Origin of the sequence: Phytobacter sp. V91 (assembly GCF_965644225.1) — a bacterium.
Lineage (GTDB): Bacteria > Pseudomonadota > Gammaproteobacteria > Enterobacterales > Enterobacteriaceae > CBFFRJ01.
Genome location: NZ_CBFFRJ010000002.1, coordinates 1 through 14,894, shown reverse-complemented (window position 1 = coordinate 14,894; position 14,894 = coordinate 1). Strand labels below are relative to the sequence as shown.

Genomic DNA, 14,894 nt, shown 5'->3' with positions numbered 1-14,894 from the left:
AATACTATGAGTCTGAATTTCCTTGATTTCGAACAGCCGATTGCTGAGCTGGAAGCGAAAATCGATTCTCTGACAGCGGTAAGCCGTCAGGATGAAAAACTGGATATTAACATTGACGAAGAAGTGCATCGTCTGCGTGAAAAAAGCGTAGAACTGACGCGCAAAATTTTCGCCGATCTTGGCGCATGGCAGGTTGCCCAGCTGGCACGCCATCCGTTGCGTCCGTACACCCTGGATTATGTCCGCCTTGCGTTTGATGAGTTTGACGAACTGGCTGGCGATCGCGCATATGCCGATGATAAAGCCATTGTCGGTGGCATTGCTCGCCTAGACGGTCGTCCTGTGATGATCATTGGTCACCAGAAAGGTCGTGAAACCAAAGAAAAAATTCGTCGCAACTTTGGTATGCCGGCACCAGAAGGTTACCGCAAAGCGCTGCGTTTGATGGAGATGGCCGATCGTTTCAACATGCCGATCATCACCTTTATCGACACCCCGGGTGCCTATCCTGGCGTGGGTGCGGAAGAGCGTGGTCAGTCTGAAGCTATTGCCCGTAACCTGCGTGAAATGTCGCGTCTGAATGTGCCGGTCATCTGTACGGTGATTGGCGAAGGCGGCTCTGGCGGCGCGCTGGCTATTGGCGTGGGCGATAAAGTGAATATGCTGCAATACAGCACCTATTCTGTTATCTCCCCGGAAGGTTGTGCCTCCATTCTGTGGAAAAGCGCTGACAAAGCTCCGCTGGCTGCCGATGCAATGGGTATCATTGCAACGCGCCTGAAGGAGCTGAAGCTGATCGACTCCATTATTCCGGAACCTCTGGGTGGCGCTCACCGTAATGCGGAAGCGATGGCTGCTTCACTGAAAGCGCAATTGATTGCCGATCTGGCCGATCTTGATGTGCTGAGCAAAGACGATCTGCGTAACCGTCGTTACCAGCGTCTGATGAGCTACGGCTACGCCTGATTCGCGTAAAGGACCCGTCTGAAAAGCTGCACTCCGGTGTGGCTTTTTTTTTATCTGCGGTTTAGCTCAACTATGCTTATCTCATGTTTTTTAAGGAGGTAAGCGTGAATATTATTGCCATTATGGGACCCCACGGCGTTTTCTACAAAGATGAGCCGATCAAGGAACTTGAGCAGGCGCTCAGGACGCAAGGCTTCCAGCTGATCTGGCCACAAAACAGAAATGACCTGCTGAAGTTTATCGAACATAACCCGCGGATCTGCGGCGTCATTTTTGACTGGGATGAGTACGATCTCGAACTGTGCAGCGAGATCAATCAGCTTAACGAATATCTGCCGCTGTATGCCTTTATCAACACTCACTCGACAATGGACGTCAGCGCACAGGATATGCGCATGGCGCTGTGGTTTTTTGAGTACGCGCTGGGCAGCGCAGGAGATATTGCGACACGGATTGAGCAGTACACTCAGGAATATCTCGACAATATCACCCCGCCATTTACAAAGGCCCTCTTTACCTACGTGAAGGAGGGGAAATATACCTTTTGTACACCCGGGCATATGGGCGGAACGGCATACCTGAAAAGCCCGGTGGGCTGCCTGTTTTATGATTTCTTCGGCGGTAATACCCTGAAGGCTGACGTTTCTATTTCGGTGACCGAACTGGGCTCGCTGCTGGATCACAGTGGGCCACATCTGGAGGCGGAGGAGTATATTGCCCGTACTTTTGGCGCCGAACAGAGCTATATGGTGACCAACGGGACATCCACATCGAATAAAATTGTTGGAATGTATGCCGCACCGGCTGGCAGCACCCTGCTTATCGATCGTAACTGCCACAAGTCTCTCGCCCATTTGCTGATGATGAGCGATGTAACGCCGCTGTGGCTAAAACCCGGACGCAACGCGCTGGGTATCCTGGGAGGGATCCCCCGGCAGGAATTTACCCATGCCAGCATTGAAATGAAGGTGGCGACGACGGCGGGCGCAAGCTGGCCGGTACATGCGGTGATCACCAACTCCACTTATGATGGTCTGCTCTACAACACCACCTGGATCAAAGAGACCCTGGATATTCCGTCCATTCATTTTGACTCTGCCTGGGTACCCTATACCAACTTTCACCCTATATACGCCGGCAAAAGCGGAATGAGCGGTGAGCGCGTGCCGGGTAAAGTGATTTTTGAAACCCAGTCAACGCACAAAATGCTGGCCGCCTTTTCGCAGGCATCGCTGATCCATGTGAAAGGCGCTTATGACGAAGACACCTTCAATGAAGCTTTTATGATACACACCTCCACTTCGCCCAGTTACCCGCTGGTGGCTTCCATCGAGACAGCGGCGGCAATGTTACGCGGTAATCCCGGCAAACGACTGATTAATCGATCCGTTGAGCGTGCGCTGCATTTTCGCAAAGAGGTGCAGAGGCTGAGAGATGAGGCGGACAGCTGGTTTTTTGATATCTGGCAGCCGGACGGTATTGACGAAGCGGATTGCTGGCCCGTGGCGCCTGGCGAGGAGTGGCACGGTTTTCCCAATGCCGATGCGGATCATATGTTCCTCGATCCGGTGAAAGTGACTATTCTGACTCCGGGGATGGACGAGCAGGGCAACATGAGTGACGAGGGGATCCCGGCGGCGCTGGTGGCGAAGTTTCTCGACGAACGCGGTGTGGTGGTGGAAAAAAACCGGGCCTTACAACCTGCTGTTCCTGTTTAGCATTGGGATCGACAAAACCCGTGCGATGGGGTTGCTGCGCGGATTAATGGAGTTTAAACGCAGCTATGATCTTAATTTACGCGTGAAGAATATGCTGCCGGATCTCTATGCAGAAGATCCTGACTTCTATCGCAACATGCGTATCCAGGATCTGGCGCAGGGGATCCATAAACTGATCCGCCAGCACGATCTTCCGCAGTTAATGCTGCGGGCGTTTGATGTTCTGCCAGAGATGAAAATGACGCCGCACCAGGCATGGCAGAAGCAAATCAGGGGAGAGGTGGAAACCATTGAGCTGGAAAAACTGACCGGGCGTATCTCTGCCAATATGATCCTGCCTTATCCACCGGGAGTCCCTTTATTGATGCCGGGGGAAATGCTCACGGAGCAAAGTCGCTCGGTGCTCGATTTTCTGCTTATGCTTTGTGCGATAGGACGCCATTACCCCGGTTTTGAGACCGATATTCATGGTGCGAAGCGGGGAGAGGATGGCGTGTATTGGGTACGGGTCTTAAAAAAACCGTAGCCTCTTGCGGGTTATCGATGGCAAGGGTAACGTGCCAAAAGACAACAGGAGAGACTATGCTGGGTTTAAAACAGGTACACCATATCGCGATCATCGCCACCGATTACAGCAGGAGCAAAGCGTTCTACTGCGACATCTTGGGTTTTACGCTGCAAAGTGAGTTTTACCGTGTGGAGCGTGACTCCTGGAAAGGAGATCTGGCGCTGAATGGCCAGTACGTGATTGAGCTATTTTCCTTCCCGTTCCCGCCAGCGCGTTCCAGCGGACCAGAGTCCTGCGGCTTACGTCACCTGGCCTTCAGCGTGGAGGATATCGATTCGGCTGTTGCGCACCTTGAAGCACATGATGTGCCTTGCGAAGCCATCCGCATTGATCCTTTTACCGGCAAACGTTTTACTTTTTTTAAGGATCCGGACAATCTGCCGCTTGAGCTCTATCAGCAGTAAGCCTTGCCAGTTCTCACAATGCCCGGTAACGTGCCGGGCATGAATCTTTGCGACGGTTAGCAACATGCTCCTGCCATTACTTCACCAACGTCCAGCTTCGCAGCGCCAGTTTCTGGTGGCGTTCAGCGGTGGCCTGGACTCTACGGTCTTACTGCATCGGCTGGTGCAATGGCGTGAGCAGCAGCCGGATATTTCTCTGCGCGCTATCCATATTCATCATGGGTTAAGCCCCAATGCCGACAACTGGGTCACCCACTGTCAGCAGATCTGCGAGCAATGGCAGGTTCCGCTAATCGTTAACCGGGTGCAACTTCTTGATGAGGGCAACGGCACTGAGGCCCAGGCGAGAAAAGCGCGCTACCAGGTTTTTGCCGATGCGCTTTTGCCAGGCGAGGCCCTGCTGACCGCGCAGCATCTGGACGATCAATGTGAAACTTTCCTGCTGGCGTTAAAACGAGGAAGTGGTCCGGCCGGGTTGGCGGGCATGCCGGAGATGCTGCCTTTTGCCGGTACAGAGTTGTTGCGGCCCTTGCTGCATGAAACACGGGCCTCGTTGCTCAATGATGCGCAGACGCACCACTTATGCTGGATTGAGGATGAAAGTAATGCTGATGACAGCTACGATCGTAATTTTCTGCGCCTGCGAGTTGTGCCCGGATTAAATGCCCGCTGGCGTCATTTTGCCGATGCCGTCGCGCGCAGTGCCGCATTGTGTGGTGAACAGGAGCAATTGCTCGATGAACTGCTGGCCGATGAACTCAATGCCGCCACTGGAGGTGACGGCAGCTTGTCGGTTGCCGCATTAGCGCCGTTGAGCGCCATCAGGCGAGGGGCGCTTTTACGCCGCTGGCTGGCATCGCAACAGGCGTCGATGCCATCGCGGGAGATGCTCGGTCGCATCTGGCAGGAAGTGGCGCTTGCCAGGGAAGATGCTGAACCTTGCCTGCGGCTGGAGAATCAGGACGTTCGCCGCTATCAGGGGCAATTATGGCTGGTGGCGGCGTTACCGGTTCTGCGTGACAAAGTGATCGACTGGCCTTCTCCCTTATCCACGCTGACGCTGCCGGCGAACTCTGGCACGTTGTCGCTTATCTCTGGCGGGGAATTACGTGCCCCCCTGGCAGACGAAAAGGTGACAATCCGCTTTCAGGCGAGTGGCTCCCTGCACATTGTCGGGCGAAACGGCGGGCGTAAGCTGAAAAAAATATGGCAGGAGCGGGGCGTTCCTCCCTGGAAACGGGATACAACACCGCTGTTGTTCTATGGCGAAACGCTGATTGCGGCGGCCGGGCAGTTTGTCACGCTGGACGGCGCGGCAGAAGCTGAAGAAAGCGGTGTGCAACTGGTGTGGGAGAAGTAACGGGCAGTTAACTACTGCCCGTCAGAGGACGTCAGGATTCGCTCACCACAACGGTGCCGATCTCCGGGTGGCTGAAGGTGGCAATTTTATCAAGGCGCAGTTCACGGGTTGTACCTGCGATTTCAACCACCAGATACTCCACATTTTTACGTGAAACTAAATCACTGGCTTTCGCCTGCAACGCCTCGCCATCTTTCAGCGTCAGTGTCAGTAAGAGATGATGCTGACAGGCGAGTTCCAGGTTGTCATAATCATCGCAATTGATGGGTTGATAGTTATCATTCATTGACATAATCGCTCACCAGTAAGTTCGCGGCAGCATAGGCCGCCTTTTCCCTGACCGACTCTGAAACGGTATCGTCCGATGCCATTTCATTCAAAACTTTCAATACACATCCCAATGCATCCGGAATATACCCGAGATCTCCGCTGGCAATTTCCGCATACCGCTTGCGTATTAATTCACAATAATTTCCCACATGTCCTCCTGTAAGCGCCCTGGCTTTTACTGTGAGATACCATTAAGCCTACGAAGATACGCTCTGTTTCGCAAGGTGACTATACCACAGGAGGCTCATCATTATCAGCGCGATGAATTCCTCACCGGCAAAGAGATAACAGCGCGCTATACCTTTATTCGCTACAATAGCGCCTGTTTTGCTCAGGAGGCGATATGGCATTAAAAGCAACAATTTATAAAGCGACAGTGAATGTGGCTGACCTCGATCGAAATCAATTTCTGGACGCCACCCTGACGCTTGCTCGTCATCCTTCCGAGACGCAGGAACGTATGATGCTGCGCTTGCTGGCGTGGCTGAAGTTTGCCGATGAACGGCTGCAATTTACCCGCGGGCTAAGCGCTGAAGATGAGCCGGAAGCCTGGCTGCGTAACGATCATCTGGGCATTGATCTGTGGATTGAACTGGGGTTGCCGGATGAACGGCGCATCAAAAAAGCCTGGAGTCAGTCTCAGGACGTTGCGTTGTTTACCTATAACGACAGGGCGGCACAGATCTGGTGGCAGCAAAATCAGAGCAAACTCGCCGGATTCAAAAATCTGAGTATCTGGTATCTGGATGATGAGCAACTGGCAAAATTGAGCGCATTCGCGACACGGACGATGACGCTGCAGGCGACGATACAGGACGGAACTATCTGGCTGAGTGATGCTCAAAACAATCTGGAAATTCAGTTTACTGGCTGGCAGCAGCCGCGATGATTGTTATCTCCCGCCACGCCAGCATTGCGGATGACGAGCTGGAGATAACCGCAGTGCGCGCGCAAGGGGCGGGTGGGCAGCATGTGAATAAAGCCTCGACGGCTATTCACCTGCGCTTCGATATTCGTGCTTCCGGCTTGCCCGATTTTTATAAGGAGCGATTGCTGGCGGCGTCGCACCACCTGATCACCGCCGATGGCGTGGTGGTGATCAAAGCCCAGGAATATCGCAGTCAGGAGATGAACCGCGAAGCGGCCGTTGCGAGGCTGGTGGCATTGATTCAGGAACTGACGGTGGTGCAGAAAAGTCGCCGGGCAACGCGTCCGACAAAAGCGTCGAAAGAACGACGTCTGGCGACAAAGTCGCAAAAGTCTTCGGTGAAAGCGCTACGTGGGAAAGTCCGTCGGCTTGCGGACTGATGGACACAAGAAGAACAAGTCATAAGGAACCGAGTGTGAAGAAAACGATTTTGTCCCTGGTCGCGGTAATGACACTCTTTGGGCTGATGGGGTGTAACAATCGGGGCGAAGTGCAAACTGTTTCGCCTGTGCAACGGGAAGAGCTGACGTCAATGCAGCAGAGCTGGCGAGGTCTGTTACCCTGCGCGGACTGTGAAGGTATCGAAACCTCGCTTTTCCTCGAGAAAGACGGTACCTGGGTCATGAATCAGGGGTATCAGGGCGGAAAAACCACGGCGGAATTTGCTACCTATGGTTCATGGGCGCGCACCGCTGACAAACTGGTGTTAACCGACGAAACGGGTGAGAAACGCTATTTCCGCGTCAAAGGCGAAGCGCTGGAAATGCTGGATCGCGAGGGCAATCCGATTCATTCAGGACTTAATTACACCCTGCAGCCAGTGAAGGTCTCACTGCCGACAACGCCAATGGCGATGCGCGGTATGTACCTCTACTTTGCCGATGCGGCGCAATTTACCGATTGTGCGACAGGCAAGCGGATAGCGGTGGCCAGTAATGCGCAGCTGGAACAGGGTTATGCTGCGGTGCGTGGAGCAGATCATCGGCCGGTGCTTCTCGAAGTCAATGCGCATTTTGCTCTTCAGCCTCATACGGATACCCGCGTCCTGCAAAAAGTGCTGATCGCGAATAACAGCGGCCGGTTTATTGCGCATAAAGGCTGTAATGATTCACAGCCTTGATTAACGCAACTGCGCCCATTTGCCCGCTTTGATATAGATCCCTGGGCTCAGGTGTCCAACATAACGCAGGGGATTAACCGGCGTTAATGTCGGTACATCGCCTTCGCGCATATGGAGTAAATCGGAAGGGCTTACCCAGGCGGCTTCGTTGCTGGTGAGCGGTTGCCCTGCATACTGGTATGCGGCGGCAACAAACTCTGAGCAAAAGTAGCTGTCTGGCAAGGTGCTTGTCTCTGCCCCTAACTGGGAAGATGCCAGTCCGGTAATACATTGCTGACGGAAATCCCGGGAGAAAGGGTTCAGTGAACATAGCTGTTTTGTCAGCATAAAAGGGATCATTTTCACGATGCCGGTGTAGTTGTAGCGTATTCCTTGCTTACTTTTTGAAAATTCAGCGATCTTTTTTTCCTGCTGTAACGTCAGGGAGGGATGGCGCAGGACAAAAAGTTTATCGCTGTGCGCCAGGGCTTCACTGAGCGTAACGATTTGCACGCCAGCGCCAGTGGCTTCAGAGATGTATCCTTCTCCAATATAGAGTGCTACATGGCTGACGGCAGAGGTGCTGAACAGGCGTATACCCAGTGAGGTAACGCCAATTGAAGAGGAAAAAAGCAGATCGCCGGGTTTTAATTGTTCTTCACTGATTTCCTTGTAGCTGCCGTTGGGCGCAGAACTCAGGCGCTGTAGCATAACGGTATTGCGCTGTGGGATGGCCGATGGCGCGCGAGTTTGCGTCGGCGCGAGGTCAAGCGTGCAGCCGCAAAGCAGAGAGAGCACGCTGGACAGCATGAATATCCTTTTCATTCCGGGTCCTTATGTCTTCCATGTAAAAAAGGCTCCGCTGACGGAGCCTTTGTTGCTGGTTTACTTAACCCTTAATGGCGCTGACCAGGTAGTTCATGATCTCACCTGTTTTAATCATCTGCTTCTCGCCGCTGCGACGGTATTTGTATTCAATATCGTCGTTATCCAGGTTGCGATCGCCAATGACGATAGTGTGTGGAATACCGATCAGTTCCATATCGGCAAACATCACACCCGGACGTTCTTTACGGTCGTCCATCAGCACGTCAATACCATGGGCACGCAGGTCGTTGTAGAGCTTCTCTGCCATCTCCTGCACGCGGTAAGACTTGTGCATGTTCATCGGCAGGATAGCGACCTGGAACGGGGCAATGTTGTCCGGCCACAGGATACCGCGGTCGTCAAAGTTCTGCTCAATGGCAGCGGCAACCACACGTGTTACCCCAATACCGTAGCAGCCCATGGTCAGAACCTGGTTACGACCGTCCTCACCCTGAACGGCTGCGTTCATGGCCTGCGAGTATTTGGTACCCAACTGGAAGATATGGCCCACTTCAATACCGCGTTTAATCAGCAGCGTACCCTGGCCATCCGGGCTGGCGTCACCGGCAACCACATTACGGATATCAGCGACTTCCGGGGTGGCGATATCACGATCCCAGTTAATACCAAAGAAGTGTTTGCCATCGATGTTGGCACCGGCAGAGAAGTCGCTCATTGCGGCAACGGTACGGTCAATAACCACCGGCACGGTCATATTCACCGGGCCAAGTGAACCTGGGCCTGCATTGATCACCGCACGAATATCGGCTTCGGTTGCAAAGGTCAGCGGGCTGGCAACCTGAGGCAGTTTTTCTGCTTTCACTTCGTTCAGTTCATGATCGCCGCGAACCAGCAGGGCAACCAGCGGATATGCGCTGCCTTCTACCGCTTTCACCAGCAGGGTTTTCACGGTTTTTTCAATCGGCAGATTGAACTGCTCAACCAGCTCGGCGATGGTTTTCGCGTTTGGCGTATCAACCAGCGTCATTTCCTGAGTCGCAGCGGCGCGCGGCTCTTTAGGGGCGACGGCTTCTGCGAACTCGATGTTTGCGGCGTAATCGGAGCTGTCAGAGAAGATGACATCATCTTCACCGCTCAGCGCCAGAACCTGGAATTCATGAGATGCACTACCGCCGATAGAGCCGGTGTCTGCCTGTACAGCACGGAAATCCAGCCCCATACGGGTGAAGATTTTGCTGTAGGCGGCATACATCGCGTCGTAGGTTTCCTGAAGCGATTCCTGTGACGTATGGAATGAGTAGGCGTCTTTCATGATGAACTCACGAGAGCGCATCACGCCAAAGCGTGGGCGAACTTCGTCGCGGAACTTGGTCTGAATTTGATAGAAGTTCAGCGGCAACTGTTTGTAAGAGTTCAGCTCATTACGGATAAGGTCAGTGATCACTTCTTCATGCGTCGGGCCGAGAACGAAAGGGCGATCGCCACGGTCAACAAAACGCAGTAACTCCGGACCATACTGCTCCCAGCGACCACTCTCCTGCCAAAGCTCTGCTGGCTGGACCACTGGCATTGACACCTCAATCGCACCGGCGTTGTTCATCTCTTCACGCACGATGTTTTCGACTTTTTTCAGGACTCGCAGGCCGGTTGGCAGCCAGGCGTATAACCCGGAGGCCAGCTTGCGGATCATCCCGGCGCGCAACATCAGCTGGTGGCTGATGACTTCGGCGTCGGCAGGTGTCTCCTTCAGAGTGGAGAGCAGGTATTGGCTAGTACGCATGTTGTTACGGTTCCAGTTGGACGATTGGAACAGGCTCAAAGGGAGCCTGATTTAAAAAAGTGATTCAGTTTACCAGCGAGACAGTGATGTCAAAAGTAGAGGGAGAGAAATTAACGCGCTTCAAGGGCAAAGACTTCAAAACCCGCACTGGTCACGCGCCAGCGTACATTAAAATCCAGTAGCCAGACGGCGTATGTTTTTCCCTGCTCTTCATCTTTGCGATAAGCCGGGCGAGGATCCTGGGCCAGTACTTCACAAATAAACGACGAGAGGTGAGGGTAACGCTTTTCCAGCCGGGGGAGCAATGCGGCAACCTCGGCGCTGAAAGTGACGGGCATATCGGCACCTGGCGCCTGCTGGGCGTAACTGGCCTGGGCGTCTGGCAGTGCTTCAGCAAAGGGTAAATAGGGTTTGATATCGACAACTGGCGTGCCATCGACAAGATCCAGGCTACCCAACTGCAATATCACCTTCTCTTTCTCGCGGCGGATCCCTTTTAGCTCAACCAGCGACATACCGACAGGATTAGGGCGAAAAGTGGAACGCGTGGCAAAAACGCCCATTCTTGCGTTTCCGCCAAGGCGGGGAGGGCGAACTGTCGGGCGCCAGCATCCTTCCATCGTCTGGTGAAACACAAACAAAATCCACAGATGACTAAAGGATTCGAGTCCCCTGACGGCCTCTGCCTGATTGTAGGGAGCAATAAGATGCAGCTCGCCGTTCCCATGTTTGACCAGGCCTGGCTGGCGGGGAACGGCAAACTTTTCTTTATATGGAGAGCGGATGACGCCTATTTGCTGAAAAGAAAATGCGGTCATTTCGCCGATACGTTAAGGGCAGATCCGACACATACCGCCTGGCGGTAGCATCCAGGTGTGCCACTGGTGACTTCGCAGCTGTGCAGCAGAACCGCATTGGCCTTCATTTTAGAGGCGTTAATTTGCAGACGTTTACGGGCGGTCGGGATATTCGGCGGAGAATCCTGAGTGCTGGCCTGGCAAGAATCCCCGGAAACTTCCCCTAAATCACGAAACGTTTTGCCGACTAAATCTTCAGCATTAGTAATGATTCGTACCGGTGCAGGACGCGGTGGCTTCGGTTTGGCCGGTTCCACTTTTGGAGGCGTTGCTGCGCTTTTAACAGGCTCGACGGGAGATCTGCTTAACATTGCACAGCCGCTCAGCATGAGTGCCAATAAACAGATCGGTAAAGCACGCATAATATGTCCTCAATGAAATTTCTTAACGTCGCTTATTGAATCAGGTGCTTGAGAAAATAACAAGACGGGCATGTGCCCGTCCTGAAGGATAATCTGTAAGAGAAGGATTACCAGCCTTTAACCGCGCCGCCGTTGAAGACTTTGTTCGCTGCTTCGTACACTTCATCAGACTGATAAGCCTGGACGAATTTCTTCACGTTTTCAGCGTCTTTGTTATCTTCGCGGCTCACGATCAGGTTTACGTACGGGGAGTCTTTGTCTTCGACGAAGATACCATCTTTAGCCGGAGTCAGGTTGATCTGGCTGGCGTAAGTAGTGTTGATAACCGCCAGCGCGATTTGCGCGTCGTCCAGGGAGCGCGGCAACTGCGGCGCTTCCAGCTCAACAATCTTCAGGTTTTTCGGGTTCTCGGTAACGTCCAGAACGGTTGGCAGCAGACCAACGCCATCTTTCAGTTTGATCAGACCCTGTTTTTGCAGCAGCAGCAGGGAACGGCCGAGGTTAGTCGGGTCATTTGGCACCGCAACCTGTGCGCCTTCCTGAAGCTCATCAATAGATTTGATTTTCTTGGAGTAGCCAGCGATCGGGTAAACAAAGGTGTTGCCCACGGCAACCAGTTTGTAACCACGGTCTTTGATCTGCTGATCCAGATAAGGTTTGTGCTGGAAGGCGTTGACATCGATATCACCTTTGCTCAGCGCTTCGTTCGGCAGCACGTAGTCATTAAAGGTTACCAGTTCAACATCAAGGCCATACTTCTCTTTCGCCACTTTCTGCGCAACTTCAGCAACCTGCTGTTCTGCGCCAACAATCACGCCTACTTTGATGTGGTTTGGATTTTTTTCATCCTGATCGCAACCTGCCAGGGCCAGGGAGCCAATCAGGGCACCTACCGCCGCAAAGGTCTTAAATTTAAACGCCATGTGTTTTTCCTTCCTTTCAGAGTCGTTGTGTTGTGCAACGTTATTTATGAGTCACGGAGCGAACGATACGATCGCCTGCGAACTGAATTATGTAAACAAGAATCACCAGCAATGCCAGGACCGTGTTCATGACTACCGCGTTGTAACCGATGTAACCATACTGATAACCAATCTGGCCCAGGCCACCTGCGCCAACGGCACCCCCCATGGCGGAATAACCGACCAGGGTAATTAATGTGATGGTCGCGGCGTTGACCAGACCTGGCAATGCTTCCGGCAGCAGAACCTTACGCACGATCTGCAGCGGTGTCGCGCCCATTGCGCGGGAAGCTTCGATCAAGCCGGTTGGAATTTCCAGCAGTGCGTTTTCCACCATACGTGCAATAAAGGGTGCTGCTCCCACGGTGAGAGGAACAATCGCCGCCTGCAAGCCAATAGAGGTACCGACCACAATTCGGGTGAACGGAATCATCCATACCAGCAGGATAATAAAAGGTATAGAACGGAAAATATTCACCAGCGCCGACAGGGTGCGATAAAGCTTTGCGTTCTCGGAAATCTGTCCCGGGCGCGTAACATAGAGCAGTACGCCGACCGGCAGACCCAGTACAAAGCCGAAAAAGCCGGACACAAACGTCATCGCCAGCGTTTCCCAAACACCTCGCGCCATTAACCACATCATTGGCTCAGACATAACCCAGCACCTCTACTTTTACATGGTGTTCTTTAAGCCAGGCAATGGCGGCTTGCGTATCCTGCTGTGTACCGTGCATTTCAGTTAGCATAATGCCGAACTTGACACCGCCGGCGTAGTCCATCTGCGCGCTAATAATGTTGTTATTAACATTAAAGCGACGAGCGGTTTCCGACAGCAGCGGCGCATCAACGGACTGACCGGTAAATTCCATGCGCAGCATCGGCACGCTGTCTGTGACGGGCTGCGCTTTTAAACGTTGCAGATAATCTTCCGGAATATCCAGATGCAGCGTTGACTGAATGAACTGCTGTGCCAGCGGCGTCTTCGGATGAGAGAAAACTTCACTCACCGTGTCCTGTTCAATCAATTCACCATTACTGATGACGGCTACACAGTCACAAATACGTTTAACCACATCCATTTCATGGGTGATCAGCAGAATAGTCAGGCCGAGTCGGCGGTTAATATCTTTGAGCAGTTCGAGAATCGAACGGGTGGTTGCAGGATCCAGCGCGCTGGTGGCTTCATCGCAAAGCAGCACTTTTGGATTGCTGGCCAGTGCGCGGGCAATAGCGACGCGCTGTTTTTGCCCGCCGGATAGATTTGCCGGGTAGCTGTCATGCTTGTCGCCCAAACCAACGAGCTCAAGCAACTCTTTCACTCGACGATTAATCTCTTCGCGTGGTGTGTTATCCAGCTCCAGTGGCAAAGCGACATTACCGAAAACAGTGCGTGAAGAGAGCAGATTAAAATGCTGGAAAATCATGCCTATCTGACGGCGTGCTTTGGTGAGTTCTGATTCGGAAAGAGCGGTCAGTTCCTGACCATCAACCAGAACTTTCCCCTCAGTTGGACGTTCCAGTAAATTAACGCAACGAATCAGCGTGCTTTTACCCGCGCCCGATGCGCCGATGACGCCATAAATTTGCCCGGCAGGAACGTGCAGGCTGACATTATTCAGCGCCTGAATTGATCGCGTACCTTGCTGGAATGTTTTGGTGATATTCGAAAGTTTAATCATCAGATTATTTTTGTCGTATTAAGAGTGAGCCGTGGCATTTTCTTCTGCCGGTTACCGACGATAACCATAAGCAGAGCGGATGTTAGGGCATCCAGACGTCTAAATCAATCTCGCCCTGTGAGATGAACACTTTCCTGGCTGGTGAAACGTGAGATACTAAGTGTACATGCCTTATTCAGGAGCAAACCGGTGGCACAATCAGTACCTGCAATTTTTCTCGATCGTGATGGCACTATTAATGTCGATCACGGCTATGTACATGAGATCGACAGTTTTGAGTTTATTGATGGTGTCATTGATGCCATGCGTGAACTAAAAGCAATGGGCTTTGCATTGGTTGTTGTGACCAACCAGTCAGGCATTGCTCGTGGCAAATTCTCAGAAGCCCAGTTTGAAACGCTGACGGAATGGATGGACTGGTCTCTGGCCGATCGGGATGTTGACCTGGACGGTATCTACTATTGTCCGCATCACCCGCAGGGAAGTGTTGAAGAGTTCCGCCAGGTCTGTGATTGCCGCAAACCTCATCCAGGTATGTTTATCTCGGCACGCGATCATTTGCACATTGATATGTCTTCTTCTTATATGGTTGGCGACAAAATTGAAGATATGCAGGCAGCAAGCGCAGCTCAGGTAGGCACGCGTGTATTGGTTCGTACCGGGAAACCTGTCACGCCGGAAGCAGAAAATGCAGCGGATTGGGTGATTAATAGCCTCGCAGACCTGCCAGCAGCCATCAAAAAGCGCCAAAAGTAACCGTTATGATGAAAAGATGAGCGGTTGAAATAAAAATGCATTTTTCCGCTTGTCATTCATCGGGAGCTCCCTATAATGCGCCTCCATCGACACGGCGGATGTGAATCACTTCACACTAAGTAGCCGGTTCGGTTGAAGAGAAAAGCGAAAATAAGCGCTTGACTCTGAAAGAGGAAAGCGTAATATACGCCACCTCGCAACGGTGAGCGAAAGCCGCGTTGCACTGCTCTTTAACAATTTATCAGACAATCTGTGTGGGCACTCAAAGTGACATGGATTCTTAACGTCCTCGGACGA

At 52.6% G+C, this 14,894-nt stretch carries 16 protein-coding genes and 1 pseudogene; 8 read left to right on the top strand and 9 right to left on the bottom strand.

Annotation, left to right across the window (positions count from 1 at the left end):
- The first annotated feature begins 6 nt into the window (after positions 1-6).
- From accA to tilS, 4 genes and pseudogenes are all read left to right on the top strand, one after another.
- Entirely contained in the window at positions 7-966 is a 960-nt protein-coding gene (gene accA, locus ACSZO4_RS00640; protein WP_437886900.1) for an acetyl-CoA carboxylase carboxyl transferase subunit alpha, read from the top strand.
- Positions 967-1,070: 104 nt separating this feature from the next.
- A pseudogene (locus ACSZO4_RS00635) lies at positions 1,071-3,210 on the top strand (lysine decarboxylase LdcC).
- A gap of 56 nt (positions 3,211-3,266) precedes the next feature.
- Positions 3,267-3,656: a VOC family protein gene (locus ACSZO4_RS00630; protein WP_437886899.1), complete on the top strand. Its 390-nt coding sequence runs from the start codon at positions 3,267-3,269 to the stop codon at positions 3,654-3,656.
- Positions 3,657-3,720: 64 nt separating this feature from the next.
- Entirely contained in the window at positions 3,721-5,016 is a 1,296-nt protein-coding gene (gene tilS / locus ACSZO4_RS00625) for a tRNA lysidine(34) synthetase TilS (protein WP_437886898.1), read from the top strand.
- Positions 5,017-5,047: 31 nt separating this feature from the next.
- Here tilS and rof read toward each other — a convergent pair whose 3' ends face one another.
- Complete coding sequence (gene rof / locus ACSZO4_RS00620; protein ID WP_437886897.1) at positions 5,048-5,308, bottom strand: Rho-binding antiterminator; 261 nt, start codon at positions 5,306-5,308, stop codon at positions 5,048-5,050.
- Positions 5,295-5,495 carry a YaeP family protein gene (locus tag ACSZO4_RS00615; RefSeq protein ID WP_437886896.1) on the bottom strand — a complete coding sequence of 67 codons (201 nt, stop codon included), beginning with the start codon at positions 5,493-5,495 and terminating at the stop codon, positions 5,295-5,297. Before ACSZO4_RS00615 ends, rof begins: the two co-directional genes overlap by 14 nt.
- Positions 5,496-5,689: 194 nt before the next feature.
- On the opposite strand from ACSZO4_RS00615, the gene ACSZO4_RS00610 reads away from it, so the two are divergent.
- From ACSZO4_RS00610 to nlpE, 3 genes are read left to right on the top strand one after another with little or no spacing between them, the layout of a single operon-like run.
- Positions 5,690-6,235 carry a YaeQ family protein gene (locus ACSZO4_RS00610; RefSeq protein WP_437886895.1) on the top strand — a complete coding sequence of 182 codons (546 nt, stop codon included), beginning with the start codon at positions 5,690-5,692 and terminating at the stop codon, positions 6,233-6,235.
- On the top strand, positions 6,232-6,654 hold the full coding sequence (gene arfB, locus ACSZO4_RS00605; RefSeq protein WP_437886894.1) for an alternative ribosome rescue aminoacyl-tRNA hydrolase ArfB: 423 nt from the start codon (positions 6,232-6,234) through the stop codon (positions 6,652-6,654). The genes ACSZO4_RS00610 and arfB overlap by 4 nt, the downstream gene beginning before the upstream one ends.
- Before the next feature lie 35 nt (positions 6,655-6,689).
- Positions 6,690-7,394 carry an envelope stress response activation lipoprotein NlpE gene (nlpE, locus tag ACSZO4_RS00600; protein ID WP_437886893.1) on the top strand — a complete coding sequence of 235 codons (705 nt, stop codon included), beginning with the start codon at positions 6,690-6,692 and terminating at the stop codon, positions 7,392-7,394.
- Here nlpE and ACSZO4_RS00595 read toward each other — a convergent pair whose 3' ends face one another.
- From ACSZO4_RS00595 to metN, 7 genes are all read right to left on the bottom strand, one after another.
- Complete coding sequence (locus ACSZO4_RS00595) at positions 7,395-8,198, bottom strand: YaeF family permuted papain-like enzyme (protein WP_437886892.1); 804 nt, start codon at positions 8,196-8,198, stop codon at positions 7,395-7,397.
- Positions 8,199-8,262: 64 nt separating this feature from the next.
- Entirely contained in the window at positions 8,263-9,981 is a 1,719-nt protein-coding gene (proS, locus tag ACSZO4_RS00590) for a proline--tRNA ligase (protein ID WP_437886891.1), read from the bottom strand.
- Between the two features lie 110 nt (positions 9,982-10,091).
- Positions 10,092-10,799 (bottom strand): tRNA (N6-threonylcarbamoyladenosine(37)-N6)-methyltransferase TrmO, encoded by a 708-nt coding sequence (gene tsaA, locus ACSZO4_RS00585; protein ID WP_437886890.1) that lies wholly within the window; start codon positions 10,797-10,799, stop codon positions 10,092-10,094.
- Positions 10,796-11,200 (bottom strand): Rcs stress response system protein RcsF, encoded by a 405-nt coding sequence (gene rcsF, locus ACSZO4_RS00580; RefSeq protein ID WP_437886889.1) that lies wholly within the window; start codon positions 11,198-11,200, stop codon positions 10,796-10,798. Before rcsF ends, tsaA begins: the two co-directional genes overlap by 4 nt.
- 107 nt (positions 11,201-11,307) lie before the next feature.
- Positions 11,308-12,123, bottom strand: coding sequence for a methionine ABC transporter substrate-binding lipoprotein MetQ (gene metQ, locus ACSZO4_RS00575; RefSeq protein ID WP_437886888.1), 816 nt, complete (start codon positions 12,121-12,123; stop codon positions 11,308-11,310).
- A gap of 40 nt (positions 12,124-12,163) precedes the next feature.
- Positions 12,164-12,817: a methionine ABC transporter permease MetI gene (locus ACSZO4_RS00570; protein WP_437886887.1), complete on the bottom strand. Its 654-nt coding sequence runs from the start codon at positions 12,815-12,817 to the stop codon at positions 12,164-12,166.
- Positions 12,810-13,841 carry a methionine ABC transporter ATP-binding protein MetN gene (metN, locus tag ACSZO4_RS00565; RefSeq protein WP_437886886.1) on the bottom strand — a complete coding sequence of 344 codons (1,032 nt, stop codon included), beginning with the start codon at positions 13,839-13,841 and terminating at the stop codon, positions 12,810-12,812. The genes ACSZO4_RS00570 and metN overlap by 8 nt, the downstream gene beginning before the upstream one ends.
- Positions 13,842-14,030: 189 nt before the next feature.
- Here metN and gmhB point away from each other — a divergent pair, with 189 nt between their 5' ends.
- Entirely contained in the window at positions 14,031-14,597 is a 567-nt protein-coding gene (gene gmhB, locus ACSZO4_RS00560; RefSeq protein ID WP_437886885.1) for a D-glycero-beta-D-manno-heptose 1,7-bisphosphate 7-phosphatase, read from the top strand.
- Positions 14,598-14,894 lie beyond the last annotated feature (297 nt).

What these genes read in the sequence shown, in the direction of transcription:
- rof (WP_437886897.1), bottom strand. Translation starts at nt 5,308, where the DNA reads ATGTCAATGAATGATAACTATCAACCCATCAATTGCGATGATTATGAC.
- rcsF (WP_437886889.1), bottom strand. Translation starts at nt 11,200, where the DNA reads ATGCGTGCTTTACCGATCTGTTTATTGGCACTCATGCTGAGCGGCTGT.
- arfB (WP_437886894.1), top strand. Translation starts at nt 6,232, where the DNA reads ATGATTGTTATCTCCCGCCACGCCAGCATTGCGGATGACGAGCTGGAG.
- proS (WP_437886891.1), bottom strand. Translation starts at nt 9,981, where the DNA reads ATGCGTACTAGCCAATACCTGCTCTCCACTCTGAAGGAGACACCTGCC.
- ACSZO4_RS00630 (WP_437886899.1), top strand. Translation starts at nt 3,267, where the DNA reads ATGCTGGGTTTAAAACAGGTACACCATATCGCGATCATCGCCACCGAT.
- tilS (WP_437886898.1), top strand. Translation starts at nt 3,721, where the DNA reads ATGCTCCTGCCATTACTTCACCAACGTCCAGCTTCGCAGCGCCAGTTT.
- metQ (WP_437886888.1), bottom strand. Translation starts at nt 12,123, where the DNA reads ATGGCGTTTAAATTTAAGACCTTTGCGGCGGTAGGTGCCCTGATTGGC.
- tsaA (WP_437886890.1), bottom strand. Translation starts at nt 10,799, where the DNA reads ATGACCGCATTTTCTTTTCAGCAAATAGGCGTCATCCGCTCTCCATAT.
- ACSZO4_RS00610 (WP_437886895.1), top strand. Translation starts at nt 5,690, where the DNA reads ATGGCATTAAAAGCAACAATTTATAAAGCGACAGTGAATGTGGCTGAC.
- ACSZO4_RS00595 (WP_437886892.1), bottom strand. Translation starts at nt 8,198, where the DNA reads ATGAAAAGGATATTCATGCTGTCCAGCGTGCTCTCTCTGCTTTGCGGC.
- accA (WP_437886900.1), top strand. Translation starts at nt 7, where the DNA reads ATGAGTCTGAATTTCCTTGATTTCGAACAGCCGATTGCTGAGCTGGAA.
- ACSZO4_RS00570 (WP_437886887.1), bottom strand. Translation starts at nt 12,817, where the DNA reads ATGTCTGAGCCAATGATGTGGTTAATGGCGCGAGGTGTTTGGGAAACG.
- metN (WP_437886886.1), bottom strand. Translation starts at nt 13,841, where the DNA reads ATGATTAAACTTTCGAATATCACCAAAACATTCCAGCAAGGTACGCGA.